Genomic DNA, 24,453 nt, shown 5'->3' with positions numbered 1-24,453 from the left:
CCCGATTGCCGGTGTTTCAGACGGCCTTTTATTTATCGGCTGCGTATGGGATCAACCGTGTACGCGTTCGATTTTTGCGCCTACGCCGCCAAGTTTTTTCTCGATGTATTCATAGCCGCGGTCGAGGTGGTAGATGCGTTCGACGATGGTTTCGCCTTCTGCGACCAAGCCTGCCATGACGAGGCTGGCAGAGGCGCGCAGGTCGGTTGCCATCACGACGGCGCCGGAGAGTTTTTCTACTCCTTTGATGTAGGCGGTGTTGCCTTCGGTGGTGATGTCTGCGCCCATGCGGTTGAGTTCAGGAACGTGCATGAAGCGGTTTTCAAAAATGGTTTCCACCACGCGGCTGCTGCCTTCGGCAATGGCGTTCATGGCCATAAACTGCGCCTGCATGTCGGTTGGGAAGCCTGGGTGGACGACGGTACGGATGTCCACGGCTTTGGGGCGTTGTTGCATGTCGATGGAAATCCAGTTGTCGCCTGCTTCGATGATGGCGCCGGCTTCTGTCAGTTTGTTTAACACAACTTCCATGGTTTTCGGTGCGGCATTGCGCAGGACAACTTTGCCGCCGGTCATGGCGACGGCGCAGAGGAAGGTACCGGCTTCGATACGGTCGGGAACGACGCTGTGTTCGCAGCCGTGCAGCTCTTTTACGCCTTCGATGGTCATGGTTGCTGTACCGATGCCGCTGATTTTTGCGCCCATTTTGACGAGGCATTCGGCCAAATCGACGACTTCGGGCTCGATGGCGCAGTTTTCGAGGATGGTGGTGCCTTCGGCGAGCGTGGCCGCCATCAGCAGGTTTTCGGTACCGCCTACGGTCACGACGTCCATGGTGACACGCGTGCCTTTCAGACGGCCTTTGGCTTTGACGTAACCGTGTTCGATGGTGATTTCCGCACCCATGGTTTCGAGGCCTTTGAGGTGTTGGTCAACCGGACGCGAACCGATGGCGCAACCGCCGGGCAGGCTGACTTGGGCTTCGCCGAAGCGGGCGAGGGTCGGGCCTAAAACCAAGATGGATGCGCGCATGGTTTTTACCAGCTCATAAGGTGCGCAGGTGTTGTTGACGGTGCCGCCGTTGATTTCAAATTCGGAGATGTTGTCGGTCAAAACGCGTGCGCCCATGCCTTGCAGCAGTTTTTGGGTGGTTTTGACGTCGGCGAGCATGGGTACGTTTTTCAAGCGTAAAGTGCCAGAAGTCAGCAGACCGGCACACATCAGCGGCAGGGCGGCGTTTTTCGCGCCGGATACGATGATTTCGCCGTTGAGGGGGCCGTTGGCAGAGATTTTGAGTTTGTCCACAGGATGTCTTTCGTTATTTGTCTATACGGCTTATGCCGCACAAATGAAATGAGATGGATAATAAACCATCAATTATAAGGGATTATGACCTTGCTGTTAGATGTGGCAGTATTAAATTTTCACAAGGTTTGTTTAAGTTGCGAAAGGATAAGATTTCAGGCCGTCTGAATGGTTCAGACGGCCTGTTTGCCAAGGCTTATTTTTTGGCTTTGAAGCCTAAGAGGTGTTGCGTGGTGGCCAGCCATGCGCCGAATACGCCCAGCGCGATGACGAAGCCGAATACCAGCGACACTTCGCTAAATGTGAAGAAACGCCAGCCGATGTTCAGACCGTAGGGTTTGAAAATCGCGTCCACCAGCGGCCGTACTTCGGCCAGCAGCCAGGCCGACAAGCCCAGGCTGACGGCGGCGGAGAAAATACTCTGCCACATTGCCTGATAAAGGAAAGGGCGGCGGATGAAGGAAGCAGGAGCACCCAACAGCTTGGTGATCTCCAACTCTTCCTTGCGGCTGAGGATTTGCAGGCGGATGGTGTTGTGTGCCACCAAGACAAAGGCCATGCCCAAAGTCAGCGAGAGGAACCATAAAATCTTGCGGATAAATTCGTTGATACGATAAAGGGTTTGTACCCATTCGGTATCCATGGTTGCCGATTCGACACGCGGCAGTTTGGTAATGTCTTTATAGATGGCCTGCATCTGATCCGGAGAAGTGGCAGGGTCGGGCGTAACGATAAAGACGTCGGGCAACGGGTTGCCATCGAGCATGGAAACGAGGTTTTGGTCGAGATTGGTTTGCAATTCTTCCAAACCTTCCTGCTTGCTGATAAAGCGGACTTTATCGATACGGCTGTCGCGTTGGAGCAGATTTTTCACCGTATCGGCATCAGAACTTGCCGCATCGGTGTCCATATAAACCGTAATCTGCGGCGACTCGTTGAGTTTGCCCAACACGCTTTGTCCGCTTTGGATGCCCAAATACATGAACAGCGGCAAGGTCATGGCAACGGCAAGCATGAGCAGGGTCAGCAGTGTGCCGATGGGTTGGCGCAGAAGCTCTTTGAGCGCGGCGCGCGCCGATTCGACGTGTAACGAGATGTAGTGAATCATGCTCATGCGAGGCGTCCTTTCTGCAGGCGCAAGACGCGGTGGCCGTAATCCGCCATCAGCGTTTCATCGTGCGCCGCAACAATCACGGTCGTGCCTGCTTCATGGAAGGTTTTGAACAATTCCATAATATCCAGCGCATAGGCGCGGTCGAGGCTGGCGGACGGCTCGTCGGCAATCAGCAGGCTGGGTTGGTGAACCACTGCACGCGCGATGCACAAACGTTGTTGTTCGCCGCCGGACAAAGTGATGGGCATATCGTTTTCGCGGCCTTTCAAGCCGACTTTCTCAATCGCAATACGCGCGCGCTCTTCAGCTTTGCGCGGCTGATAGCCACTAATCCGCAAAGGCAGGATAACGTTTTGCAAGACATTGCGGTCGTAGAGGATTTTGTGGTCTTGGAAGACAATGCCGATATGTTGGCGCATAAAGCCGATCTGATTGTCGCTCAAGGTGCCGAGGTCTTGATTGTTAAACCAAACCTTGCCTTTGGTGGGCTTGGTAATGCCTGAAATCAGCTTCAAAATGGTGGATTTGCCCGAACCCGAATGGCCGGCGATAAAAATCATCTCACCTTTGTTAATCTGGAAACTGACATTTTTCAGGGCTTCGAAACCGCCGGGATAGGTTTTGGAAACTTGTTCGAAACGGATCATGGGTTTTCCTGAAAATAGGGATTCAGACGGCCGGCGTCATCGATAGGGCAACATGCCGTCTGAAAAAATGGGGTTATTCACAGATTATAAATATTTCGGCTGCTTTTTGATAGTGAAACCCCGGTTCTGCCTGTGGATACACTGCCGGTTTGCAACACAAAGTATGGTTTGAAAAAAGGCCGTCTGAACGATTGGGTTTCAGACGGCCTCAGTATCAGCGTAGGTTAAGCACCCTATCCGCTGTTTTATTTACATTTGGTTTTGGCCAAATTCACGGCGGCGGTCAGGCTTTTTTCGTTGACTTCGCCGGTGATGGTTTGTTTGTAGCCGCATTTCGGCGCTTCGACGACTGTGAAGGGCAATACGCCGACATTGTTGCCGTGGGCTTTCATGAAGTTGCGGCTGTTGGCGCCGGTGTAACGCCAAATCGGGTAGCTGACCGGCGTTTGTTTCAGGAACTTGCCGATGTTGTCGGTCGTATCCAGCGCGATGCCGACCATATCGACGCTGCCTTTTTTCTGCGCTTTGTACCATGCCGACATGGCGGGCATTTCTTTACGGCAGGGGCCGCACCAGGTTGCCCAAAGGTTAACCACGCGCACGGGGGCTTTGAGTGACTCCAGGCTTTGCGGTTTGTTGTCCTGCCAACCTGCTGTTTCGTCGGCGGCAAAGGCCGGCGCAGCGGTAAAAACGGCAGCGGACAAGAGAAGGGCGGTTAAGGCTTTCATGGTTGTATCCTTGAGGTTGCCAATCGAAATAGTGTTTATTGTAAAACGGTTTGGTGGGTATGCCTACCGATTCATATCAAGATATCAGGTAAAAAGTTTGAGTAAAAATCAGTTGCAGACGATAATAACCGCCATCATTGAATGATTTTGCAATAATACGGAGACTTTCATGCCGTCTGAATTCACACTTTATCACAATCCGCGTTGCAGCAAATCGCGTGCCGCGCTGGCTTTGCTCGAAGAAAAAGGCGTTGCCGCCGACGTAGTCAAATATCTGGATACCGCGCCTGATTTGGCGACTTTGCAGGATATGTTTGCCAAACTCGGTATCGAATCGGTGCGCGGCATGATGCGTACGAAAGACGATTTGTACAAAGAATTGGGTTTGGACAACCCCGATTTGGACAATGCCGCCCTGCTTCAGGCAATCGCCGAATACCCTGCCCTGCTCGAGCGTCCCGTTTTGGTAACGTCTACGCGCGCAGCCATTGGCCGTCCGTTGGAAAACATTGCCGCTCTACTCGGCTGATGGGGTTGGAGAAGGCCGTCTGAAGATGATTTCCCTGCTTAAAAGCCGCAATGGCCTGCGATATTACCTGTTTCGCGGCCTTGCTTTGAGCGTTTTGCTGGTATGCGGTATTTTTTTGACCGGCACATGGCAGATTTACCGGACAGGTTTGCAAACCTTGCCGAAAGACGTTCATGCCGATGCGGCGGTAGTGTTGGGTGCGGCGGCGTGGGACAAACGCCCGTCGCCGGTGTTCCGTGAGCGCATCAACCACGCCATCACGCTCTACCAAAGCCATCGGGTCGGCAAAATCATTTTCACCGGCGGTACGCCCAAAAAAGGATTCATGACCGAAGCCGAAGTGGGGCGCCGATACGCGCTCAAGCAGGGCATACCGGCGCACAATATCCTGTTTGAAAACACGTCGCGCAACACTTACGAAAACCTGCGCAATATCGTCCCCATCATGCACGCCAACGGAGTCGGCAGCATTATCGTTGTCAGCGACCCGTATCATTTGGCGCGCGCCGAAGAAATGGCCGCCGATTTAGGCTTGTCAGACGCGCAGTTCTCCGCCACACCGACCACGCGCTTTGATGAGCGCAGCAAGAAAGCCAAGTTCCTGATGCAGGAGAGCTATTCTTTGTTTCTCTACCGTATCGGCAAATGGAGCGATGCGGTTTGGAATTGGATAGGTGGTTGAGCTGATGGGAATAAAAGGCCGTCTGAATCCTTTTAGGTTTCAGACGGCCTAAATGTATGCTTACTTATTGATATTGATTTGCAGCTACACTGCCAAAAAAGACTACAGCCAGTACCAGATAAATTGCCATTACGATGGCAAACAGAATCAAGGAAGCCTTGAAATAATTAGCTTTATTCGGATTGGTGTTTGAGCTGAATGCCCATACAAGCATCATAACTATATTGACCAGCGGAATCATCAAAATCAAGTTTGTTATCAACCATTCTTTGACGCTTACAATCGGAGCCTGTTGATGGCCGATTTGGTTTTGTTCAGTCATATCTTGTCCAATACATTAAATAAAAAGAATAATAATTATACATAATAAAGCCTTATTAGTATAGCATACATATTCAGACGGCCTGAGCCTATGATTTTTGCAGCCGCTATTTCAATCGGATGTAAAACGTACCGTCCGGCACGACGGGCAGGTATTTGCGGTAGAAGTCCAGATAGGTCTTGTTTGGGTCTATGTCGGCAAACTGCTGCGGATACAGGGTTTTGGCGATAAATTGCGCACTGGCCAAATCGGTGAGCGAGCGGGAGGCGGTGTGGTAGATGCCGTAAACGCGTTTGTTTTTGACGGCAGGAATGTCTGCCCAGCCTTTGCGTTTGACAAATCCGGCCAGGCGGCGTTGCGCATCGGCCTGGCTGATGCCTATGCCCATCGCCATAATGCCAGGCTTGTCTTTATGGCCGTTTTCCGTCCCCGAAATGACGATGACGTCGGGTTTGGCCGTCAGGAATTTTTCAGGGTTTATCGGTCCCCAGTTTTTAACGTAAGGCGCGGCGATATTGTTGCCGCCTGCTGTGTCGGCAATCGCGCCCCACATATCTTTGCCGAAGGTGTAGCTGTATTCAGACGGGCCTTTGTCGCCGAACTCGATATAGATTTTCGGTTTGGACTGCTTGGCGCGCGCGACGCGTTTTTGGATGTCGGCAATGCCTCGGGCGTATTCGGCGGCAATTTTTTGGGCGCGCGCCTGTGTACCGTTGAGTTCGCCGAAAATTTCCGCACTGCGCGTGTGCCGCGCGACGGTTTCGGCGTTGAAATCGACCACGACGACGGGTATGCCTGCCGCTTTAATGCGCGGCAGATGGGTGGCGATGGCCTTATACTGCCAGTCGGCCAGAATCAATACGTCCGGCTTGAGCGCGAGCGTTTTCTCCAGTGAAAACGTGCCGGTACTGATGTTGCCGATGTCCGCAATGTTTTGCAGCGTAGGCAGCTTCTGTTTGAACATCGCCCAGCTGCCAGGATTGAATTTCTCCCAAAACTCACGCGAAATGCCGATGACGTTTTTAAATTTGTCCGCGCCCGTTACCGCGATATAGTCGGGATAGTAAAACGCCAAAACCGCGCGTTTGACAGGGACATCGACTTTGACTTCGCGTCCCAATACGTCTTTGATAGTTTTGATTTCGGCTTGGGCAAAAAGGGGCAGGAGGGCGAGGGCGGTAAATAAAGCGCGTTTGTTCATGAGCGGATACTTTCAAAGAAATAATTATCATTTGTCTTGTTTTCAGTAGAAAAGTTCCCAGACGGTCCTTCTGCGCTGACATTATTTTCAGACGGCCGTACATTGTTTAAACTTTGCCGAAAAAGTAAAATACCTGTTTTAAAAGACTTTGGAGCCATCATGACCGTCAAAACCCGTTTCGCCCCCAGCCCCACCGGCTACCTGCACATCGGCGGCGTACGCACCGCCTTGTTTTCATGGGCGTTTGCCCGCCATCATAAAGGCGAGTTCCTATTGCGTATCGAAGATACCGACTTGGCGCGCTCTACTGCCGAATCCGTCAACATCATCCTCGACGGCATGAAATGGGTCGGCCTGAACTACGACAACGCCGACAACGTCGTGTACCAAACCCGCCGTTTCGACCGCTATAAAGAAGTCATCGCCGAACTTTTAGAAAAAGGCCATGCCTACTACTGCTATTGCAGCAAAGAAGAGCTGGAAGCCATGCGCGAGAAAGCAGAAAAAGAAGGCACGGCGACGTACGATCGCCGTTGGCGTCCGGAAGAAGGCAAAACTCTGCCCGAAATCCCTGCCGACGTTCAACCCGTCGTCCGCTTCAAAACGCCTTTGGACGGCGTTACGAAATGGACGGATTTGGTCAAAGGCGAAATCTCCATCCCCAACGAAGCACTCGACGACCTGATTATCGCCCGCGCCGACGGCACGCCGACCTACAATTTCTGCGTTGTCGTGGACGACTACGACATGGGCATTACCCACGTTATCCGTGGTGACGACCATGTGAACAACACCCCGAAACAAATCAACATCTTAAAAGCCATCGGTGCAAATCTGCCCGAATACGGCCACCTGCCCATGATTCTTAACGAACAAGGCAAAAAAATCTCCAAACGCAGCGGCGATACCGTTGCCATTACCGATTTCGGCGCGATGGGTATCCTGCCCGAAGCCATGCTCAACTATCTGGCACGTTTAGGCTGGGCGCATGGCGACGATGAATTCTTCACAATGGAACAATTCATCGAATGGTTTGATTTGAAAGACGTTTCCCCGTCTCCAAGCCGTATGGACTTGAAAAAACTCTACTGGATCAACGGCGAACACATCAAAATCACCGCCAACGAAAAACTGGCCGAAATGGTGAAACCGCGCCTCGCCCTGCGCGATATCCATGAAACAAGCAAGCCTGCTTTGGAAGACGTGTTGGCATTGGTCAAAGACCGTGCCCAAGACCTGAACACGCTTGCCGACGAGTGCCTCTACTTCTACGTCAAACAAACGCCGGCCGAAGCAGACATGCAGAAACACTGGGACGACGAAGCCGCCGCCCGTATGCTGCGCTTTGCTGAACGCCTCGAAGGGCTGGAAGACTGGACCGCCGAAGCCATCCACGACCTCTTCAAACCTTTCTGCGACGAAGAAGGCATCAAAATGGGCAAACTCGGTATGCCTTTGCGCCTCGCAGTCTGTGGTACGGCGAAAACCCCAAGCGTCGATGCCGTATTGGCTTTGATCGGCAAAGAAGAAGTGTTGAAACGGATCCGTTCGTAAGGCATGAATGATAAAAGGCCGTCTGAAAACTGGGAATGCCAAGTTTTCAGACGGCCTTTTTATTTTGAACAGGATTTATTTATTCTTCTTCGCTCGGTTTGTTTTTATCTTTTTTGCGCCATAGGCCTTTAAACAATGCACCTGCTGCAACAGCACCAAAAATAATCAGTTTGCCGAATTTAGCCAGTAATGCGCCGGCCAAAGCTAATAATCCCAGTTTTTTTGCAGCGATACCGCCAACCAAGGCAGCCAGTCCGTATTCGGCCACTTTGTCGGTTGCCGCATTGAAATCGCTGTAGCGCTTGCCTTCATTGAATTCGATATTGCCCAACAATTCTTGCACAATAGGTTTGTATTGATCTATGCTTTTCAAATCGGTGATCATAGTCAATTCAATATAGCCTTCGCGTCCCAGCTGGAAAGTATTGTAGTTGATGGCAGGATTGGGATCGGGTTCGTTTTTATTCAGAACGTCAATCGACCAAATCAGACGATGGGTCTTTGCATCATATTGCGGTTTTTCTACCCAGCCGCGTGTTTCCAATTCCGGCAGGTTGCGGGAGGCACGCTCTTTATTTTGTTCCTCGGTACCTTCTTTCAGCTGCTCGAGCATGGCCTCAACATCCCATTCTTTGGCATCATCGTCTTTGATATAGCCGGAATCGGTAAAGGTTAGGTCTACCATCCAATTAGTATCACCGTCCTCGTTTTCCGACTCGGGGAGAATCAGGCCGTAGCGGTTGGGATCTGTAGCGTTGCCTGCTTCTCTCATCATGGCATTGGCGCGATTTTTTTTCACAAAGACCATTTTTGCAGGTAGTTTCAGTTTGGCCTGATTGCCCAAATCAACGGTTGCTGGGCCTTGGACGATCTGGTCGTCAACGTAGTTTGCGATAGAGTCTGAGGCTTGTTGCGCTTCTTGCCCGGATGCCTCGACGGCAGAAGCAGTATCAGATTTGGCTGCAGAAGCCGGCAGGGTTTGGATAGATAGTAGGGCTGCCAAAACGGCATAGGCGAGATGGTTGCTTTTCATCATAGGGTTCTCATGGAAGAAGAATTAAAAAAGATGCAGACAGCCGCAACACCATATGCTCCGGCATGACTAAAGGATAAATTTTACAATAAATAAATCATATTTACATATTTAAATATGACTGTAATTTAAAAATACAGGAAAGCTTTTTGACGAGAGGCAGAGCCATCATTGTGAAACTCAAAAAGGCCGTCTGAAAATTTTTCAGACGGCCTTTTATAATAAAACCAGAAAATAATGGAATAAGGCGGAGAATATGAGAAAATAATAGCCGCCTGCCTGTTACAACTGCCGATTGAATTAACTTTTATCGGCAGCCTGAATGTCCGGATTGGATAAAATAAGCCATCAAGAACAAAGACCAACAAGCATATTATGTAAACTTGGCGGCGGAAAAATCGGCTCTGCGCTTTACTTTACAAATCAAACAACTTTAAAGGAAAACCCATGAAAAAAACCTTACTTGCCCTGATGATGTTATCCGCCGCTGCCGCGTATGCCGGTGAGGCGGAAGACCGTTTGCTGTCCGTCCAATCGGTTTACCGTGCCGCTTTGCATGAGCAAAACAGCAACGACAGCAAAATCATTTCCCTGCAAAGTGATTTGGAAAGCGCGCAGCGCCGTTTGCAGGCCGCACAATCCGATATTGACCGTTTGAAAGGCGAAATTCAGACGGCTTTGGCTCAGAAAGAGCAGCAAAATGCCAAGCTGCAACAAGCCGGCCAAATGTTGGACGCGGCTTGGAATGCCGTTTACGGCGTAGGCGGCAGCAAGGCGAATCAATAATTTAGACATTGTATTATTTGCGTTTTACGCTTCTTTTATCATATTTATAAGGAAACCTCATGTCCCTACCTTCCTGCCCGAAATGCCACTCCGAATACACTTACGAAGACGGTGCCCAATACGTTTGCCCTGAGTGCGCCCATGAGTGGAACGAGGCCGATGCTGCGGCTGCAAGCGATGATGCCTTGGAAGTCAAAGATGCCAACGGCGCGGTATTGCAAGATGGTGATACGGTTGTCTTGATTAAAGATCTGAAAGTCAAAGGCAGCTCTATGGTCATCAAGCAAGGCACCAAAGTCAAAGGCATCCGCCTGCAAGAGGGCGACCACAATATCGGTTGCAAAATCGATGGCAGCGCGATGAACTTGAAATCTGAGTTCGTCAAAAAAGCCTAAAGATTTTATTTTTGAAAGGCCGTCTGAAATCCGAAGATTAGGATTCAGACGGCCTTTGTGCATTTCATTTAAAACAAAATAAATCTTTATTTAAAATTAAATAACTTTAATAGAGTTGAATTTCAGGCCGTCTGAAAAAGCGGCGGCAAAATGTTCCGCACATACGCGGGTGTAAAACCGTTAAAATAACGCTTTCCCCTATTCTACGGAACCATTATGCTTCAGCCGACCTCCAAACAGATTTTGCACGAAGTATTCGGTTATCCCGAATTTCGTGGCAAGCAGGAGGCTATCGTCAATGCTTTGGCCGGCGGCGAGAGTTTGATGGTGCTGATGCCGACGGGCGGGGGCAAGTCTTTGTGTTACCAGATTCCGGCGCTGATGCGCGAAGGCGTGGCGGTTGTCGTATCGCCGCTGATTGCGCTGATGAACGACCAAGTAGCCAGCCTGCATGTGGCCGGGATTGAAGCGGCGGCAGTCAACAGCAGCACATCGGCAGATGAGGCGCGCGAGATTGCCGACAAGCTTGCCCAAGGCCGTCTGAAACTGCTTTATGTCGCACCAGAACGCTTGGTTACCGACCGCTTTTTGCGTTTTCTCGACCAACAAACCGTCAGCCTGTTTGCCATTGATGAGGCGCATTGCGTCAGCCAATGGGGACACGATTTCCGCCCCGAATATCAACAGCTCGGCATGCTTGCCGAACGCTATCCGAACGTCCCGCGCATCGCCCTGACCGCTACCGCCGATGCGGCCACGCGCGCCGACATCAAGCATTATCTACACTTGGACAATGCGCCCGAATTTATTTCCAGCTTTGACCGCCCGAATATTTATTATCAGGTTATCGAAAAAAATAATGGTAAAAAACAATTACTGGATTTCATCCGCAAGCAGATGCATGGGCAAAGCGGCATTGTGTATTGTTTAAGTCGCAAAAAAGTCGAGGATGTGGCGCAGTTTTTGTGTGAAAATGGCTTGGAGGCGATTCCGTATCATGCCGGTTTGAGCATGGACGTGCGCGAGGAAAACCAACGCCGCTTTACGCATGAAGACAATATTATCGTGGTGGCGACCGTGGCGTTCGGCATGGGCATAGACAAACCCGACGTGCGCTTTGTCGCCCATCTCGATATGCCCCAAAGTGTCGAACATTTCTATCAGGAATCGGGGCGCGCCGGCCGGGACGGTCTGCCTGCCGTGAGCTGGCTGTGTTACGGCTTGAACGATTGGGTGTTGCTGCGCGAACGGATTGCCGAAGGCAACAGCGACGAGGTGCAAAAGCAAATCGAAATGCAAAAACTCGATGCCATGCTTTCCGTCTGCGAAACCGCCGCCTGCCGCCGCGTACTGCTGCTCAAACATTTCGGCGAAGAATCCGAACCCTGCGGCCATTGCGACAACTGCCTGCATCCGCCCGTGCGGTTTGACGGCACGGTGTTGGTGCAAAAATTACTCAGCTGCGTGTACCGCGCCGGACAACGCTTTGCCGCCGGTTACATCACCAACCTTTTACGCGGTAAAAGCGACGATTGGATACTGCGCAACGGCCATGACAAGTTATCCACATTCGGCATCGGCAGCGAACAGACTGACAAGGAATGGCGCAGTGTCATCCGCCAGTGCATCAGCTTGGGCTATCTCACCGTCAACGTCGAGCAGCATCAAGCCTTGCAGCTGACCGAAGCGGCCAAAAAAGTCCTCAAGGGCGAAACCGAAGTCATGTTGCGTCCCCTGCGCCGCGAAAAAACGGCCACCCAAAAGCCGAAAGACGATTGGTTGCGCACCGAGCGCGAAGAGCGTTTGTGGCAGGCATTGCGCCAATGGCGTCAACAACGCGCCCAGGCGGAGGAAGTACCGGCCTATGTGGTTTGCGGCGACAAAACCCTGCGCGATATTGTCGAAAAAATGCCCCGAAGTTTGGAAGATTTACATCAAATCTACGGCCTGGGTGAGGCGAAAATCAATAAATTCGGTTTGGAGATACTCGACGTTTGCGAAACGGCCGAAGCCGGTACAGTTTCCACAGATAATATACAAGTTATCCACAGCTTGGGCGAGCGCGAACAGGCCTTAAAACAGGTTTTGGAAACTTGGCGCGAGCAGCAGGCAAGTGCCGATCAAGTGACGCTGGGAACGGTATTCTCCAACGAAAGCATGGACGATTTGCTGACCAATACGCCTGCCGAACCCATCGACCTTTTAGGCGTGTATAAACTCGGCGAAAAACGTATCGAGCAATACGGCGAGGGCATTTTAAACATCTGCCGCCCGTTTTCAGACGGCCTGAGCGAAGAGGATAAACGCAAACGCCGTTTGATGCGCCGTCTGCTTCAGTGGAACATCGATACTGCCCGCCATGAAGGCCTCGAAGCCTATCAGATATGCAGCAAAGTTACCCTGCGCGCGATTGCCGCCCGACGGCCGCAAGATTTGGCGGAGTTGGCGGAAATCCACGGCATGAATGAGGAGAAAATCGACAAATACGGCGCAGAAATTGTCGAATTGTGTAAACAAGCGGATTGATTGACCGCGTTCATCATTAAAGGCCGTCTGAAACCCAATCAAGCATGGTGTTTCAGACGGCCTTTTGAATTTTTAATCTTTATAAAACAATGAATAAGAAAATAACTTTATTTATTTCGTCAGTTTTTTAAAGCTGCCGCGTCTAAACAGGCATGAAATATGGGATGGTGCCGATTGATTTTTCGTCCCATCCCATTCAACACACATTGATTAGGAAAATAAATGAACACCTCATCCAACCCCTCTTGGCAGGCTGCTTTCGGTTTGTTGACGCTCAGGCTTTTTGCCGCGTATGAATTTCTTGAGTCCGGTTTGGAAAAATGGAACGGGGAAAACTGGTTTGCAGAAATAAACAGTCAATTTCCCTTTCCGTTCAATTTGTTGTCGGATACGGTCAACTGGAATTTGGCCATGTGGGCGGAACTGGTTTTGCCTGCGCTGCTCATCGTCGGCTTGGCAACGCGGCTGTCCGCGCTGGGATTGATGGTCGTAACGGCTGTCGCATGGTCTGCGGTACATGCCGGCTTGGGTTACAATGTGTGCGACAACGGTTATAAAATAGCACTGATTTATTTGGTGGTTTTATTTCCTGTCCTATTGCAGGGCGCAGGCCGTCTGTCTTTGGATGCCCTGCTGAAGAAACGCTGTTGTCGTATCAAGCATTTTCTTTAAGGATTAACGGTCGCGGGCCGACTTTAAATGCCCGATATTATCCCTTGATTTATTTAAACTCGTATTCTAAAAAGGAAGTTAAAATGAAAAAAAATGTAGCTGCTGCTTTGGCCGGTGCGCTGTCCCTGTCTCTGGCTGCCGGCGTTGTTGCCGCTGATAAACCGTTAAGCAGCAAAGCAGGTGTTCAGAAATCTGCTCAAGGCTCTTGCGGTGCGGTTAAAGCCGGTGAAGGTTCATGCGGTGCAAGCGCTGTTTCTAAAGCAAGCGAAGGCAAATGTGGCGAAGGCAAATGCGGTTCAACCGTGGAAAAAACTCACGCTAAAAAAGGCAAAGCATCTAAAGCCAAAGCTGCCAAAGTAGTAGAAGGCAAATGCGGCGAAGGTAAATGCGGTTCTAAATAATCCTGCAACATACCTTTAACAAAGTCGCATTTTATAAACGAAAATGCGACTTTGTCGTTCATACGGCACCATAACAGGACATCACCATGATTCAACACGCAGGCTTGGGCTACCGCCGCGACTTGGCGGAAGACTTCCTCTCGCTTTCAGACGACAGCCCGATACGCTTTATCGAAGCCGCTCCCGAAAACTGGCTGAAAATGGGTGGCAGGGCGCGCAAACAGTTTGACCGCGTGGCGGAACGGCTGCCGCTGGCGTTGCACGGATTATCCATGTCGTTGGGCGGACAAGCCCCGTTGGATACCGATTTGATAGACGGAATCAAAGAAATGATGCGCCGTTACGATTGCACGTTTTTCTCCGACCATTTGAGCTACTGCCACGACGGCGGTCATCTTTACGATTTGTTGCCGCTGCCTTTCACTGAAGAAATGGTACAACATACCGCGCGCCGTATCCGCGAAGTGCAGGATCGGTTGGGCTGCCGTATTGCCGTGGAAAACACCTCCTACTACCTGCATTCTCCGCTTGCCGAGATGAACGAAGTCGAGTTCCTCAACGCGGTTGCCCGTGAAGCCGACTGCGGCATTCATTTGGACGTGAACAATATTTACGTTAACGCCGTCAATCACGGCCTGTTGTCGCCTGAAGCCTTTTTAGAAAATGTGGACGCAGAGCGCGTGTGCTATATCCATATTGCCGGACATGACGTGGAAACGCCCGAATTGTTGATTGATACCCACGGCGCCGCAGTATTGCCGACTGTTTGGGATTTGCTCGAACTGGCCTATGCCAAACTGCCGACGATTCCGCCCACCCTGTTGGAACGCGATTTCAATTTTCCGCCTTTTGCCGAACTCGAAGCCGAAGTCGCTAAAATCGCCGACTATCAAATGCGTGCCGGAAAGGAATACCGTCATGCAGCCTGAAACCTCCGCCCAATACCAACACCGCTTTGCCCAAGCCATACGCGAAGGCAAAGCCGCAGACGGATTGCCGCAAGAGCGGTTGAATGTCTATATCCGCCTGATACGCAACAATATTCACAGCTTTATCGACCGCTGCTATACCGAAACGCTGCAATACTTTGACAGCGAAGAATGGGGCCGTCTGAAAGAAGGTTTCGTCCGCAACGCGCGCGCTCAAACGCCCTATTTTCAAGAAATCCCCGGCGAGTTCCTCCAATATTGCCAAAGCCTGCCGCTTTCAGATGACCTCTTGGCATTGATGGACTTTGAACACACCCAGCTGCTCGCCGAAACCGCTCAGACCGATAGCCAAACAACCCATGCCGATTCAGACGATTTGGCTTACACCCTTTCTCCCGCCGCCTTTGTGCGCCGTTATCAGTATGACGTGACGGACGAATTGCAGGAGGCGGAAACTGCTGTTTTGGTGTGGCGCGATAAGGAAGATGACGTGATGTACCAAACGCTCGACGATTTCGATGCCTTATTGCTGGAAACGCTGGCAGAAACGCCCACTTCCCTAAACGGCCTGCAGACCATGCTGGCAGAGTTCATGCCGTCTGAAAACGCTTGGCAGGACGCATTAAGGCAAAAATGGACGGAATGGTTGGAACAGGGCATTTTGGTTGCGGCATAAATCAAGGCCGTCTGAAACGGGTGCAGTCGGTTTCGGCGAAACAAAAATACTACTGAAATCGTTTATAGATTCAATCGCATGCTCTTGCCGTATCAGCGTAAAATCAAAAGTATATTGATCATTCATTTCATACTGATACATTATGGCCCTACCCGAACTGACCGATGCCGAGCTTGCCGAATCCCGCAAACTGCTGCTGCGCTTTGCCCATATCCAGCTGCCCGACCGCCCCGATTTGGCGGAAGACCTCGTACAGGAAACCATGCTTTCTGCCTACCGTGCGGCCGAGGGTTTCAAAGGCGACGCCCAAGTGAGCAGCTGGCTGTTTGCAATCTTAAAAAACAAAATTACCGACTGCCTGCGCCAAATCGGACGGCAACGCCAAGTTTTCATCACGCGCGACGAGGAAGCCTTGGATGAAGCCTTTGAAGGACATTTTGCCGCCGACGGGCATTGGACGGACGAAGGACAGCCTCAGGGTTGGGACTCGCCCGAAGCCAGTTTGAACAATAAAGAGTTCTACCAAGTTTTGCAGACCTGCCTCTACCATCTGCCGGAAAACACCGCCCGCGTGTTTACCATGAAAGAGATTCTCGGCTTTTCAAGCGATGAAATCCGCGAACAATGCGGCATCAGCCATGCCAACTATTACACCATCATGCACCGTGCGCGCGAAACCTTGCGCCAGTGCCTGCAAATCAAATGGTTCTCCCATGCCTGACAGGAAAACGCCATGAAAAAATGCCGCAAAATAACCGATCTGATTTCCAAACAGCAAGACCAAGTGCATCTCAGTCTTTTTAACCGCATTGCCCTTGCCGTCCACCTGTCGCTCTGCCCCCGTTGCCGCGAATATAAGAAACAGCTCGAATTAATTAGCAATGCCATGCATAAGTTGTTTCGATGATTCAAAAAAAGCCGTCTGAAACCTACCCCTGTCAGTTTCAGACGGCCTTTTTGCATCTGCTTTATTTATTGCTAACTTGGAATAAGCCATGGTTTGCCGTTCACTTTTTTAGCTGCATTTATTTTTAAACTTGCGCCGTTGGCCTTTGTTTTTTGAGGCATGGCTGAAGATTCTAATACGGTAGAACAAGATAAAGGCCGTCTGAAAGATGAATTTCAGACGGCCTTTTTCACGGCTTTTAGTGTTGTTCTTCCGGCTCGGGTTCGTCTTTGCCGAACCAGTTGTCAAAGCGGATGGTGTATTTCAACTCGCCGCCGGAGGAGCGCGTGCCGATGCGGGCAACGGCTTGGATGGCGCGGGTCAGTTGGTACACGAGTTTGACGGATTGTTCGGCGCTGGAAATGCCATATTCGTAACCTGCGTAGAGGTTGTTGGTGAGCTGTTTGCCGACGGTCAGGACTTGTTCGGCAGGGTTGAGCTCGCCTGTTTGGGCGTTGCGGCTGCGTTTGCTGGTAAAGCCCAAATCATCCACAAGGCCGATGCGGTCGTTGACTTGGCCGGCAAGCAGTGCGCTGGCGGCCGCGGAGAGCGTGGCGTTATCGCCGTCGCTGCCGCTGCTGGCACGGTTGAGGATGAGCCAGGAGAGTTTGTCTTTTTCGCTCATGGCTTCCTTGGCAACCAAGGTCACGCGCGGATTGTTGAGGCTGCCGAGGACTTCGACGCCAGCGCCGACCGGGGAGAGGCGGCGTTCGGCACGGATGTTGAGGTTTGGATTGGTCAGCGGGCCAACAAAGGAAACCGATCCTTTGGTGATGTCGAGGTCTTGGCCGTAGGCTTTGTAGCGGCCTTTGACAACGCGAACGGTACCGACGCCTTGGACGGCTTCGCCCGGACGTGATGTGATGGCCAGTTTGCCGCCGATGGTAACGTCTGCGCCGTAGCCGACAAAACGGACATTGTCGTTGATGTTCAAGACAAGGTTCATATTAATCGGCGTGGTGGCCGTTGCTTCTTTTTTGGTTTCGCCCAGTACAACCACGTCGTCATCGAGGGTCGGCATGGAGGATTTTTGCGAACCAAATCTGCCGTAGTCGGTGTTGAGCGTGCCGTTGAGCGATACGCCTTTTTCCGGATTGTAGAGGACTTTGGCCGCGCCGGAGAGCTGCAGTTGGCGGTTTGGACGCGAGAGGGTGCGGTATTTGTCGAAGACGATGTCCACGTCGACATCGGGGTTGGCGTTGGCAAGGTTGACCGCACCTTTGAGCTCAATCGTGCCGCCACGGTGGAATTTGAGGCTGTCGATCACCCATTTTTGACCCTGCAGGCGCGAACGCAATACGCCGTTGTCGAGAATCAGGCCTTGGGTTTGATGGCGGTAGTAGAGGTTGTCGCCGTTAATCAGGCCGCTTAGTTGCGGATCGTTCAGACGGCCTGCCAAGTTGACGGCGGCGTTCAGACGGCCTTTGAGGGTTTGGCCGACGGGCAGGAAGTTGCGGAAGACTTCGAGGTTGGCAACGTTCAGGTTGAGTTTGCCGCTCAGGGGGGCGGTGTCGAAGCTGGTACCCTGACCGATGTTGACAGTACCGTCGGCACGGCCGTAATTGGTTTGGAGGTCGAGGTTGCTGTTGACGGTAGGCGAACCGAGTCGGCCGCCGATGGTGGCGGTCGCGTTCAGACGGCCTGCAATGCCTTGGGCTGTCGCCGGCATAAAGGATTTGAGCGAGCCTAAATCGGGAACGCTGATATTGACTTTGCCGCTGACGGGGGCGTTGTTGATGTTGTTGCCGAACTGTTGGGCGATGCCGAGCGTGCCGTCAACTTTACCGAAGCGGGTGTTGCCTTCCAGCGTGCTGTCGATGCGGCCGTTTTGGAAACGGGTGCGCAGGGCGAGCGCGGAAAGTCCCAAAGGCTGTTTGTTTTTCGGGTCTTTGACCGGCAGGATGATGTCGCCGCTTTGACGGTTGATGTTGAGGAAGCCGCGCGCGTTTTGACTGTACGCCAAATCCCAGTCGCCGCCCAAGACGAGGTTGTGTTCGATGGGCGGGGTGTAGAAATTGTGCAATTCGGTAATGTGCAGGTTTTGTGCGCTGCCTTTACTGGTAATGCCGGCTTTCTTGTCCCAAACGAAATTTTGCAGGTTGAGGCTGCCGCCCATGGCCGCCCAGCGCGCGCTGCTGAGGGAAACGCGTTCGCTGCCGGCTTCGAGGTTGAGGCGGTTTTGCAGTTTGAGGTTGAACGCGCCGTTGATGTCGAGCGTGTCGACAGTGCCTTTCCATTGGGTTTGGTCTTTGTTGAGGCCGCCGGTGGCGTCGAGGTCGAGCTTGTAGCGTTTGTTGTCCACCGCCATGCTGCTGTTGCCGCGGATGTGGTGGTGCGAGCCTGTGCCGCTGATGAGCAGGTTGACGTTGTCGATCATGGCCGCGCCGCCGGAGACGGCGATGTGTTCGCCTTTAATATCGGCACTCAACGGACGGTTGGTATCTGGCGAACCTTTAAGCTTGAAGTCGAGGGTGCGGATATTGACGGTATCGGCGACTTTGAAGTTGCGCGCTTCGCCGTTCAAATCGGCTTCAAGGGTTTTGAGGCCGTCTGAAAAACTGCCGGAGATGTAGCCGCGCGCGTTGAGCAGGCCGCCCAAGCCGAAGCCGAAACGCGACAAATCGGGGGCGGTAATATTGAGGTTGAGGCGGTCGCCTTTTTTGCCGAAGCTGCCGTTGGTTTTGACGATGTTGCTGCCGAGGGTCAGGTCGGTCAGGGCGCGCGAGAGGTGTTTGTTTTCATAGGCGACGTCAGCTTTGCCGCTGAGAGGAACGCCGTTGAGCGTACTCGGTGCGAACTGCATTTTGCCGGCGAATTTCTCTTGCGCCAGTATGCCGGTTAAGTTGATGTTGCCGTTGACGTTGCCTTGCGGAAGCTGCGGATCGATACGCGCAGGGTTGAAGGCTTTGCTGACGATGTCCAGCTGCAGTTTGCGGTCTTTGAAGAGTTCGAGCGAGCCTTTGGCGTTGAGTTCGCCGCCGTTTTGCGGAACCAGGCGGACTTTGTCGAGCTTGAGTGTGCGTTGGCCGAGCTGTTTGTCGGTTTGGAAAAACAGCATGCCGTCTGTACGCGCAAATCCGCTGTCGAGATTCCAGTTGATGACAGGGGAGGAGGTTTCGCCTTTGACGTCGATACTGCCGTTCAGACGGCCTGCGATGTTTTGACGGACGAAGTCGTCTGCGCCGGTATTGTTGATGCCCAGTGCGAGTTTGAGCTGGTCTTGGGCGGTGTCGATAGTGCCGGATACGTCGATGCTGCCGTCTTTGAGCAGGCCGACGCCGATGTCTTCGATTTTGACCGTGCCTTTGTCGTCGACAATGAATTCGCCGAGGATGCGTTTGATGGGGATATAGTTTTCATCGGCAAAACCGGCTTGGTCGTTTTCCAAGTCTATCGAGCCTTCCAGCGCAACGCCTTCTGTAAAGGACGGAATAGTGGTGGCGTCGAAATTCAGACGTGCTTTGGGCAGGCTGGGCAGGAAGGCCTGCGGATTGATGTTGGAACCTTTAACCAGGATTTCGCCGACGGTTTCGTTGAGGCTGTCGGCGAATGGGTGGATGGTGGATTTGGCAGACAAATGAACGTTGTCGCCGTCGAGCAGCAGGTCGGTGTACACGTCTTGCAGGCTGCCCCACAGGCGCATCGTGCCGTGTATGGTTTCGCCCTCAAGCTGGCCTTTGGTGTAGATGGCGGTATTGAGGACGTAGGGTTTGTTCAAACCGAGCACCACCGCGCCTGTCGAGCTGCTCCAGGGCGTGTCGGCGGTTTTGATGTGGAGGCGGTGTTCTTTTTTGTCGTAATGATAGGCCGCGTGCAGATGGTCGAGATAGACGGTCTGCTTGTCAAAACGCTTGCCCACGCTGATTTTGCCGGTTTCCAAACGGTCGAGATAGGCGGTAACGGGTAGGTCTATACTGTCGGGCAGGCCTTTTGAAGGCTCTTCTTCTTTGGGCGGCGTGCGCTTGGTCACGATGGCGATGTCGCCGGCCACGACTTCGGTAATATGTAAAGACGGACGGAACAGCTCGGACGGTTTCCAATCAAAGCGGAAGTTGCTGATTTTGATGTCCGCACCTTCTGTTTCAATCAACCATTTATCGCCTTCAAAACCTTCAATCAGCGTGCCTTTCAGTGTATCCGAAGAGATTTTGACGCCGAACCATGACGGGATTTTGTACAAACCGAAACGCAAACCCGATTCCGTACCGACCAGCCAGCCGATCGTGCCGGCGGAAACGGTCAATACGCCCAAGGCGGACAGGACAAAGCCGCGCAACAGGCGTTTTTTGCGCTTTGGCGGGGCGGGCTGTTGTTCAGACGGCGTGGAAGTGTTTGCAGTATCGGTCATGATATTTTTCTGTTTGTCTGTTGTTCAGACGGCCTGGAATGGCTGAGGCCGTCTGAAAGAATGGATGGTGTATGTTTGTTAAAACCTTGTGCCCAAGCTGATGTGCCAGCGGATTTTTTTGTCGTGGTGGCCGTAGGCAATGTCGAAGGAGAACGGCGCAACCGGGCTGAACCAGCGCACACCCAAGCCGGTACCGTGTTTTAAGGTCATGTGTTTGAAGTTGCTTGCCGCGTCGCCGACATCGTGGAAGATGGCGCCGGAGAAGCTTTTGGTAACCGGGAATTGATATTCGAGGCTGCCGACCACCAAGGCGCGTTGCGGCAGGACAGAGCCGTTGGGGCCTGCCAAGCCGATGCTGTCGAGTTCGTAACCGCGTACGGAAGTCGCGCCGCCGGTGCGGAACATCAGGCTGGAAGGCACTTCTTCGCCTTCGCGGGCGTAAACGTAGCCGGCCTGTCCGCGTACGATGAATGTACCGATTTTTTTGTTTTCAGGCGTGAAGAAATAGCCTGCGCGTGCCGTAGCGCGTGCCATTTGGGTGGAGGAGAGGAATTTGCCCAAGGTCAAGCCGATTTTGCCGTCGAGGTAATAGCCGTTTTGAGGATGCAGCTCGGTTTCGATGCTTTGCCGTTTCCATGAGGCGGTCAGCATGGTGGCATGGCTTCGGCCCAAATCGTAGCTGGTGTCGGGGACTTTGCGGTCTTCGGTAATGAATTCGAGGCCGAAGCGGGCATCGATATTGTTGCGGTCGCGGACATACCAAATGCCGCTGGACAGGGCGCGTTTTTCAAGGTTTTGCGTGGTCGAGCGGTTGTAGGAAACGTTGCTGGTCCAGTAGTTGCCGCGGTTGTTGCGCGGTTGGCTGATACCGGCGGCCAGCGTGGTTTCGTATTTGTCCATGTCCCAAACGATGGAACCGATGTAGCCCTTGTTAAAGAGGTTGTAATAGTCGTAGGCGATGCGGCCGCCGATTCCGTATTCGGAGTCGTAGCGGATACCGGTTTCCAGTTTGTGGCGTTTGACTTCGGTCACGTTGATTTTGACGGGAACGCGGTCGCCTTGCAGTTGGTCGAAGTCGGCCTGTACGGACGCACCGGAGTAGTGGCCGTTTTGCTCGAGCGCCTGTTGCAGGTCGAGGATTTTGTCCAAGTCGTAAGGCGAACCGGGTTGGAAGCGCGCCATGCCGGAAACCACGCTCTCAGGGTAGCGGCGCGTGCCGGTGATTTGGAACTCGCCAAAGTAAATGGGGCGGTTGCTCTCCAGGATGACGTTCAAGTCGGCTTTTTGGGTATTGGGATTGATGGTGGCTTGGGTGGTGGTGAGTTTCGCCAAAGGGTATTTCTTGCGTGTTACAGCGCTGAGGACGGAGGTTTTACTTGCACTCCAGCCGTCTTGGTCGAAGTTTTCACCAACGGGCTGCTGCCAGTTTTCCATCGCATTTTGGTAGTACTCGGCCAAGTTGTCGTCATTCAATACGTCGCCGAGGATGGCCACGCTGACGTTGTCGACTTTGGTGCGCGGGCCGGGGGTGACGTTGACGGTGTAGCTCTCGCCGTGGTCTTGAATATTGACATTGCTGTTGAAGTAGCCTTTGGTTCGGAGCATGGTTTTGACGTTGTCGGGTGCCTCTTCGGCGAGGAAGCCGACCTGCTCTTTGTCCAGCTCTTCTTCCTGCTGCTGGGTAATCAGCGGCAGGTATTCTTCAAGCATTTCTTTGACTTCGCTGTCTTGGGTGTCGATTTTGACGGGGAATTTGGGCTTGAGTTTGCCTGTTTGGTCGTCTTTGGGCTGCTTGGGCATTTCGGATTCGGGAACGGCCTCGTAGTCTTCCGCTTTGGGAACGGAAGTATCTACTGCCAACGCGTGTCCGTAGGCGAGCGCCAATGATGCAAATAAAACAGGGTAGGTCAGTTTGGTCATGATGTGTGTTCGACAGCGACAATTCTTCAGTTTGGGGATTTTAACATTATTTCTGCAAGCTTTCAGGCTATGGTTATAAACGGAAATTTAGCGCGATAACGTTGCAAAATGCGACGTAAGGGCGGATTTTGGTTTGTTTCTATCTGATTGTAATATTTATGTTTTTGTGTTTTGACTGATGAAGTTGCCTTTATATTCGGCCTTATGGCGCAGATTTCAGGCCGTCTGAAATCAAGATACAGAGGGATAAGGCAACGGTATGGGCATACTTTGAAAGTAGGGTTTGAGCGGGTTTGACCATATTTTTGGCATAAAGTGCCAACTGTGTCATAAATGCTAAACTTTAATGCTGTTTTTGTGAGGTGTGCATGAAAACCTCGCCGACAAATGATTTTTTATTTTAGAATGTAAGACTTTTTTAACATATCTTTAAATTGAAGGAACGGATATGGCAAGTGGCAATCCGCTTTTAAACGCGATCAACACCGTCAGCCTGGTGGTACAAATCGCCATCGGCTTGGTTTTAGGTATTCTTGTGGGCGCAGTTGCGCCGCAAGTCGGTATCAGCGCAGGACTGCTGGGCAGCCTGTTTGTCGGTGCGCTTAAGGCTATCGCGCCGATTTTGGTATTCGTTTTGGTGACTGCCGCCATTGCGCAACACCAAAAAGGCAATCAGGCCCACATCAAACCGATTTTGATTTTGTATATTTTTGGTACGTTTGCAGCCGCTGTGGTGGCGGTTGTCGCCAGCATGGCATTCCCGACCACGCTGATTCTGCGTACGGCCGGCGATGTGTCCGTTGCGCCGCCTTCCGGCATTATCGAAGTGTTGAAAACGCTGCTGATGAATTTGGTGGCCAACCCGATTAATGCGCTGGCCAATGCCAACTATATCGGCATTTTGGCTTGGGCCCTGATATTGGGTGCGGCTTTGCGCCATCACGGTTCGGATACGACCCGCCAAGTGGCGGCCGATTTGGCCGATACCGTTTCGACCGTTGTGAAATGGATTATCCGTTTTGCGCCACTGGGTATTTTCGGCTTGGTGTCCTCTACCATTGCGGAAACCGGTTTTGAAGCGCTTGCCGGCTATATGCAGCTGTTGGCCGTATTGCTCGGCTGTATGCTGTTTATTGCGTTGGTGGTCAATCCGATTATTGTGTGGACGCAAATCCGCAGCAATCCTTTCCCGCTGGTGTTTACCTGCCTGCGCGAAAGCGGCGTGTATGCCTTCTTCACCCGTTCTTCCGCCGCCAATATCCCTGTGAACATGGCATTGGCGAAAAAACTGGGTCTGCACGAAGACACTTACTCTATCTCCATTCCATTGGGTGCAACCATCAATATGGCCGGTGCGGCAATCACCATTACCGTTTTGGCGATGGCTGCGGCGCACACGCAAGGCATTACGGTTGACTTCGCCACTGCCCTGCTGTTGAGCCTGGTCGCTACCGTCAGCGCGTGCGGTGCATCCGGTGTGGCCGGTGGCTCGTTGCTGCTGATTCCTTTGGCGTGCAGCCTGTTCGGTATCGATAACGATGTGGCCATGCAGGTGGTTGCCGTCGGCTTCATTATCGGCGTGATTCAAGACTCTGCAGAAACTGCGTTGAACTCTTCCACCGACGTTTTGTTTACTGCCGCTGCCAATTTGGGTCGTCAACGTAAAGAGTGATTTTTAAGGGCAACCTAAATCCTGCAAAGGCCGTCTGAAAACTTTCAGACGGCCTTTGTTTTATGCA

At 52.2% G+C, this 24,453-nt stretch carries 23 protein-coding genes; 13 read left to right on the top strand and 10 right to left on the bottom strand.

Annotated features, from left to right (window positions below; genetic code table 11):
* Positions 1–51: 51 nt before the first annotated feature.
* The 4 genes from murA to HMPREF2871_RS06340 all read right to left on the bottom strand — a co-directional run bounded on the left by murA (position 52) and on the right by HMPREF2871_RS06340 (position 3,794).
* Complete coding sequence (gene murA, locus HMPREF2871_RS06355) at positions 52–1,305, bottom strand: UDP-N-acetylglucosamine 1-carboxyvinyltransferase (RefSeq protein ID WP_049335701.1); 1,254 nt, start codon at positions 1,303–1,305, stop codon at positions 52–54.
* A gap of 196 nt (positions 1,306–1,501) precedes the next feature.
* Entirely contained in the window at positions 1,502–2,419 is a 918-nt protein-coding gene (gene ftsX / locus HMPREF2871_RS06350; protein WP_003747810.1) for a permease-like cell division protein FtsX, read from the bottom strand.
* A complete protein-coding gene (gene ftsE / locus HMPREF2871_RS06345) occupies positions 2,416–3,066 on the bottom strand; it encodes a cell division ATP-binding protein FtsE (protein WP_003681151.1) in 651 nt (216 codons plus the stop codon). Before ftsE ends, ftsX begins: the two co-directional genes overlap by 4 nt.
* A gap of 245 nt (positions 3,067–3,311) precedes the next feature.
* Positions 3,312–3,794, bottom strand: coding sequence for a TlpA disulfide reductase family protein (locus HMPREF2871_RS06340; protein WP_003747814.1), 483 nt, complete (start codon positions 3,792–3,794; stop codon positions 3,312–3,314).
* Positions 3,795–3,963: 169 nt separating this feature from the next.
* Between HMPREF2871_RS06340 and arsC the strand changes: the two genes are divergently transcribed.
* Positions 3,964–4,323, top strand: a complete 360-nt coding sequence (gene arsC / locus HMPREF2871_RS06335) for an arsenate reductase (glutaredoxin) (protein WP_049344930.1) — start codon at positions 3,964–3,966, stop codon at positions 4,321–4,323.
* A 25-nt stretch (positions 4,324–4,348) separates the two neighbouring features.
* Complete coding sequence (locus tag HMPREF2871_RS06330) at positions 4,349–5,005, top strand: YdcF family protein (protein WP_049344931.1); 657 nt, start codon at positions 4,349–4,351, stop codon at positions 5,003–5,005.
* Positions 5,006–5,069: 64 nt separating this feature from the next.
* On the opposite strand, the gene HMPREF2871_RS06325 is transcribed toward HMPREF2871_RS06330, so the two are convergent.
* Positions 5,070–5,327 (bottom strand): hypothetical protein, encoded by a 258-nt coding sequence (locus HMPREF2871_RS06325; RefSeq protein WP_049344932.1) that lies wholly within the window; start codon positions 5,325–5,327, stop codon positions 5,070–5,072.
* A 106-nt stretch (positions 5,328–5,433) separates the two neighbouring features.
* Positions 5,434–6,528: an ABC transporter substrate-binding protein gene (locus tag HMPREF2871_RS06320; protein ID WP_049344933.1), complete on the bottom strand. Its 1,095-nt coding sequence runs from the start codon at positions 6,526–6,528 to the stop codon at positions 5,434–5,436.
* Positions 6,529–6,687: 159 nt separating this feature from the next.
* Here HMPREF2871_RS06320 and gltX point away from each other — a divergent pair, with 159 nt between their 5' ends.
* Positions 6,688–8,082 (top strand): glutamate--tRNA ligase, encoded by a 1,395-nt coding sequence (gene gltX / locus HMPREF2871_RS06315; RefSeq protein WP_004519161.1) that lies wholly within the window; start codon positions 6,688–6,690, stop codon positions 8,080–8,082.
* Between the two features lie 79 nt (positions 8,083–8,161).
* Here gltX and HMPREF2871_RS06310 read toward each other — a convergent pair whose 3' ends face one another.
* Entirely contained in the window at positions 8,162–9,118 is a 957-nt protein-coding gene (locus HMPREF2871_RS06310) for a DUF2167 domain-containing protein (RefSeq protein ID WP_004519160.1), read from the bottom strand.
* A 444-nt stretch (positions 9,119–9,562) separates the two neighbouring features.
* On the opposite strand from HMPREF2871_RS06310, the gene HMPREF2871_RS06305 reads away from it, so the two are divergent.
* The 9 genes from HMPREF2871_RS06305 to HMPREF2871_RS11750 all read left to right on the top strand — a co-directional run bounded on the left by HMPREF2871_RS06305 (position 9,563) and on the right by HMPREF2871_RS11750 (position 16,407).
* Positions 9,563–9,901 carry a hypothetical protein gene (locus HMPREF2871_RS06305; RefSeq protein ID WP_004519158.1) on the top strand — a complete coding sequence of 113 codons (339 nt, stop codon included), beginning with the start codon at positions 9,563–9,565 and terminating at the stop codon, positions 9,899–9,901.
* 59 nt (positions 9,902–9,960) lie between these two features.
* Positions 9,961–10,296 (top strand): zinc ribbon domain-containing protein YjdM, encoded by a 336-nt coding sequence (locus HMPREF2871_RS06300; protein ID WP_004519157.1) that lies wholly within the window; start codon positions 9,961–9,963, stop codon positions 10,294–10,296.
* Between the two features lie 216 nt (positions 10,297–10,512).
* On the top strand, positions 10,513–12,822 hold the full coding sequence (gene recQ / locus HMPREF2871_RS06295; RefSeq protein WP_004519156.1) for a DNA helicase RecQ: 2,310 nt from the start codon (positions 10,513–10,515) through the stop codon (positions 12,820–12,822).
* A 222-nt stretch (positions 12,823–13,044) separates the two neighbouring features.
* Positions 13,045–13,494 carry an HvfX family Cu-binding RiPP maturation protein gene (locus HMPREF2871_RS06290; RefSeq protein WP_004519155.1) on the top strand — a complete coding sequence of 150 codons (450 nt, stop codon included), beginning with the start codon at positions 13,045–13,047 and terminating at the stop codon, positions 13,492–13,494.
* Between the two features lie 83 nt (positions 13,495–13,577).
* The gene (locus HMPREF2871_RS06285; protein ID WP_003686668.1) at positions 13,578–13,895 is read left to right on the top strand and encodes an HvfA family oxazolone/thioamide-modified RiPP metallophore; all 318 of its coding nucleotides are present in this window, start codon (positions 13,578–13,580) and stop codon (positions 13,893–13,895) included.
* Positions 13,896–13,981: 86 nt separating this feature from the next.
* Positions 13,982–14,824, top strand: a complete 843-nt coding sequence (locus tag HMPREF2871_RS06280) for an HvfB family MNIO-type RiPP peptide maturase (protein ID WP_004519154.1) — start codon at positions 13,982–13,984, stop codon at positions 14,822–14,824.
* Positions 14,814–15,500, top strand: coding sequence for an HvfC family RiPP maturation protein (locus HMPREF2871_RS06275; RefSeq protein WP_004519153.1), 687 nt, complete (start codon positions 14,814–14,816; stop codon positions 15,498–15,500). The genes HMPREF2871_RS06280 and HMPREF2871_RS06275 overlap by 11 nt, the downstream gene beginning before the upstream one ends.
* A gap of 142 nt (positions 15,501–15,642) precedes the next feature.
* Positions 15,643–16,221 carry a sigma-70 family RNA polymerase sigma factor gene (locus tag HMPREF2871_RS06270; RefSeq protein ID WP_004519152.1) on the top strand — a complete coding sequence of 193 codons (579 nt, stop codon included), beginning with the start codon at positions 15,643–15,645 and terminating at the stop codon, positions 16,219–16,221.
* Between the two features lie 12 nt (positions 16,222–16,233).
* The gene (locus HMPREF2871_RS11750; protein ID WP_004519151.1) at positions 16,234–16,407 is read left to right on the top strand and encodes an anti-sigma factor family protein; all 174 of its coding nucleotides are present in this window, start codon (positions 16,234–16,236) and stop codon (positions 16,405–16,407) included.
* A 238-nt stretch (positions 16,408–16,645) separates the two neighbouring features.
* Here the strand turns inward: HMPREF2871_RS11750 and HMPREF2871_RS06265 are convergent, their stop codons facing one another.
* The 3 genes from HMPREF2871_RS06265 to HMPREF2871_RS12110 all read right to left on the bottom strand — a co-directional run bounded on the left by HMPREF2871_RS06265 (position 16,646) and on the right by HMPREF2871_RS12110 (position 23,045).
* Positions 16,646–20,794, bottom strand: a complete 4,149-nt coding sequence (locus tag HMPREF2871_RS06265; protein WP_049344934.1) for a translocation/assembly module TamB domain-containing protein — start codon at positions 20,792–20,794, stop codon at positions 16,646–16,648.
* A gap of 78 nt (positions 20,795–20,872) precedes the next feature.
* Entirely contained in the window at positions 20,873–22,714 is a 1,842-nt protein-coding gene (locus tag HMPREF2871_RS06260) for an autotransporter assembly complex protein TamA (RefSeq protein ID WP_039861895.1), read from the bottom strand.
* Between the two features lie 202 nt (positions 22,715–22,916).
* The gene (locus tag HMPREF2871_RS12110; protein ID WP_283126915.1) at positions 22,917–23,045 is read right to left on the bottom strand and encodes a hypothetical protein; all 129 of its coding nucleotides are present in this window, start codon (positions 23,043–23,045) and stop codon (positions 22,917–22,919) included.
* A gap of 117 nt (positions 23,046–23,162) precedes the next feature.
* Here HMPREF2871_RS12110 and sstT point away from each other — a divergent pair, with 117 nt between their 5' ends.
* Positions 23,163–24,386: a serine/threonine transporter SstT gene (gene sstT / locus HMPREF2871_RS06255; RefSeq protein ID WP_070629712.1), complete on the top strand. Its 1,224-nt coding sequence runs from the start codon at positions 23,163–23,165 to the stop codon at positions 24,384–24,386.
* Positions 24,387–24,453 lie beyond the last annotated feature (67 nt).

The organism is Neisseria sp. HMSC067G12 (assembly GCF_001812725.1).
GTDB lineage: Bacteria > Pseudomonadota > Gammaproteobacteria > Burkholderiales > Neisseriaceae > Neisseria > Neisseria perflava.
This window is presented reverse-complemented; position numbering and strand designations above follow the sequence as displayed.

Excerpts from the sequence above, each read along its gene's own strand:
- ftsX (WP_003747810.1), bottom strand. The coding sequence starts at position 2,419 with ATGAGCATGATTCACTACATCTCGTTACACGTCGAATCGGCGCGCGCC.
- ftsE (WP_003681151.1), bottom strand. The coding sequence starts at position 3,066 with ATGATCCGTTTCGAACAAGTTTCCAAAACCTATCCCGGCGGTTTCGAA.
- HMPREF2871_RS06340 (WP_003747814.1), bottom strand. The coding sequence starts at position 3,794 with ATGAAAGCCTTAACCGCCCTTCTCTTGTCCGCTGCCGTTTTTACCGCT.
- arsC (WP_049344930.1), top strand. The coding sequence starts at position 3,964 with ATGCCGTCTGAATTCACACTTTATCACAATCCGCGTTGCAGCAAATCG.
- HMPREF2871_RS06330 (WP_049344931.1), top strand. The coding sequence starts at position 4,349 with ATGATTTCCCTGCTTAAAAGCCGCAATGGCCTGCGATATTACCTGTTT.
- HMPREF2871_RS06325 (WP_049344932.1), bottom strand. The coding sequence starts at position 5,327 with ATGACTGAACAAAACCAAATCGGCCATCAACAGGCTCCGATTGTAAGC.
- HMPREF2871_RS06320 (WP_049344933.1), bottom strand. The coding sequence starts at position 6,528 with ATGAACAAACGCGCTTTATTTACCGCCCTCGCCCTCCTGCCCCTTTTT.
- gltX (WP_004519161.1), top strand. The coding sequence starts at position 6,688 with ATGACCGTCAAAACCCGTTTCGCCCCCAGCCCCACCGGCTACCTGCAC.
- HMPREF2871_RS06310 (WP_004519160.1), bottom strand. The coding sequence starts at position 9,118 with ATGATGAAAAGCAACCATCTCGCCTATGCCGTTTTGGCAGCCCTACTA.
- HMPREF2871_RS06305 (WP_004519158.1), top strand. The coding sequence starts at position 9,563 with ATGAAAAAAACCTTACTTGCCCTGATGATGTTATCCGCCGCTGCCGCG.
- HMPREF2871_RS06300 (WP_004519157.1), top strand. The coding sequence starts at position 9,961 with ATGTCCCTACCTTCCTGCCCGAAATGCCACTCCGAATACACTTACGAA.
- recQ (WP_004519156.1), top strand. The coding sequence starts at position 10,513 with ATGCTTCAGCCGACCTCCAAACAGATTTTGCACGAAGTATTCGGTTAT.
- HMPREF2871_RS06290 (WP_004519155.1), top strand. The coding sequence starts at position 13,045 with ATGAACACCTCATCCAACCCCTCTTGGCAGGCTGCTTTCGGTTTGTTG.
- HMPREF2871_RS06285 (WP_003686668.1), top strand. The coding sequence starts at position 13,578 with ATGAAAAAAAATGTAGCTGCTGCTTTGGCCGGTGCGCTGTCCCTGTCT.
- HMPREF2871_RS06280 (WP_004519154.1), top strand. The coding sequence starts at position 13,982 with ATGATTCAACACGCAGGCTTGGGCTACCGCCGCGACTTGGCGGAAGAC.
- HMPREF2871_RS06275 (WP_004519153.1), top strand. The coding sequence starts at position 14,814 with ATGCAGCCTGAAACCTCCGCCCAATACCAACACCGCTTTGCCCAAGCC.
- HMPREF2871_RS06270 (WP_004519152.1), top strand. The coding sequence starts at position 15,643 with ATGGCCCTACCCGAACTGACCGATGCCGAGCTTGCCGAATCCCGCAAA.
- HMPREF2871_RS11750 (WP_004519151.1), top strand. The coding sequence starts at position 16,234 with ATGAAAAAATGCCGCAAAATAACCGATCTGATTTCCAAACAGCAAGAC.
- HMPREF2871_RS06265 (WP_049344934.1), bottom strand. The coding sequence starts at position 20,794 with ATGACCGATACTGCAAACACTTCCACGCCGTCTGAACAACAGCCCGCC.
- HMPREF2871_RS06260 (WP_039861895.1), bottom strand. The coding sequence starts at position 22,714 with ATGACCAAACTGACCTACCCTGTTTTATTTGCATCATTGGCGCTCGCC.
- HMPREF2871_RS12110 (WP_283126915.1), bottom strand. The coding sequence starts at position 23,045 with ATGACACAGTTGGCACTTTATGCCAAAAATATGGTCAAACCCGCTCAA.
- sstT (WP_070629712.1), top strand. The coding sequence starts at position 23,163 with ATGGCAAGTGGCAATCCGCTTTTAAACGCGATCAACACCGTCAGCCTG.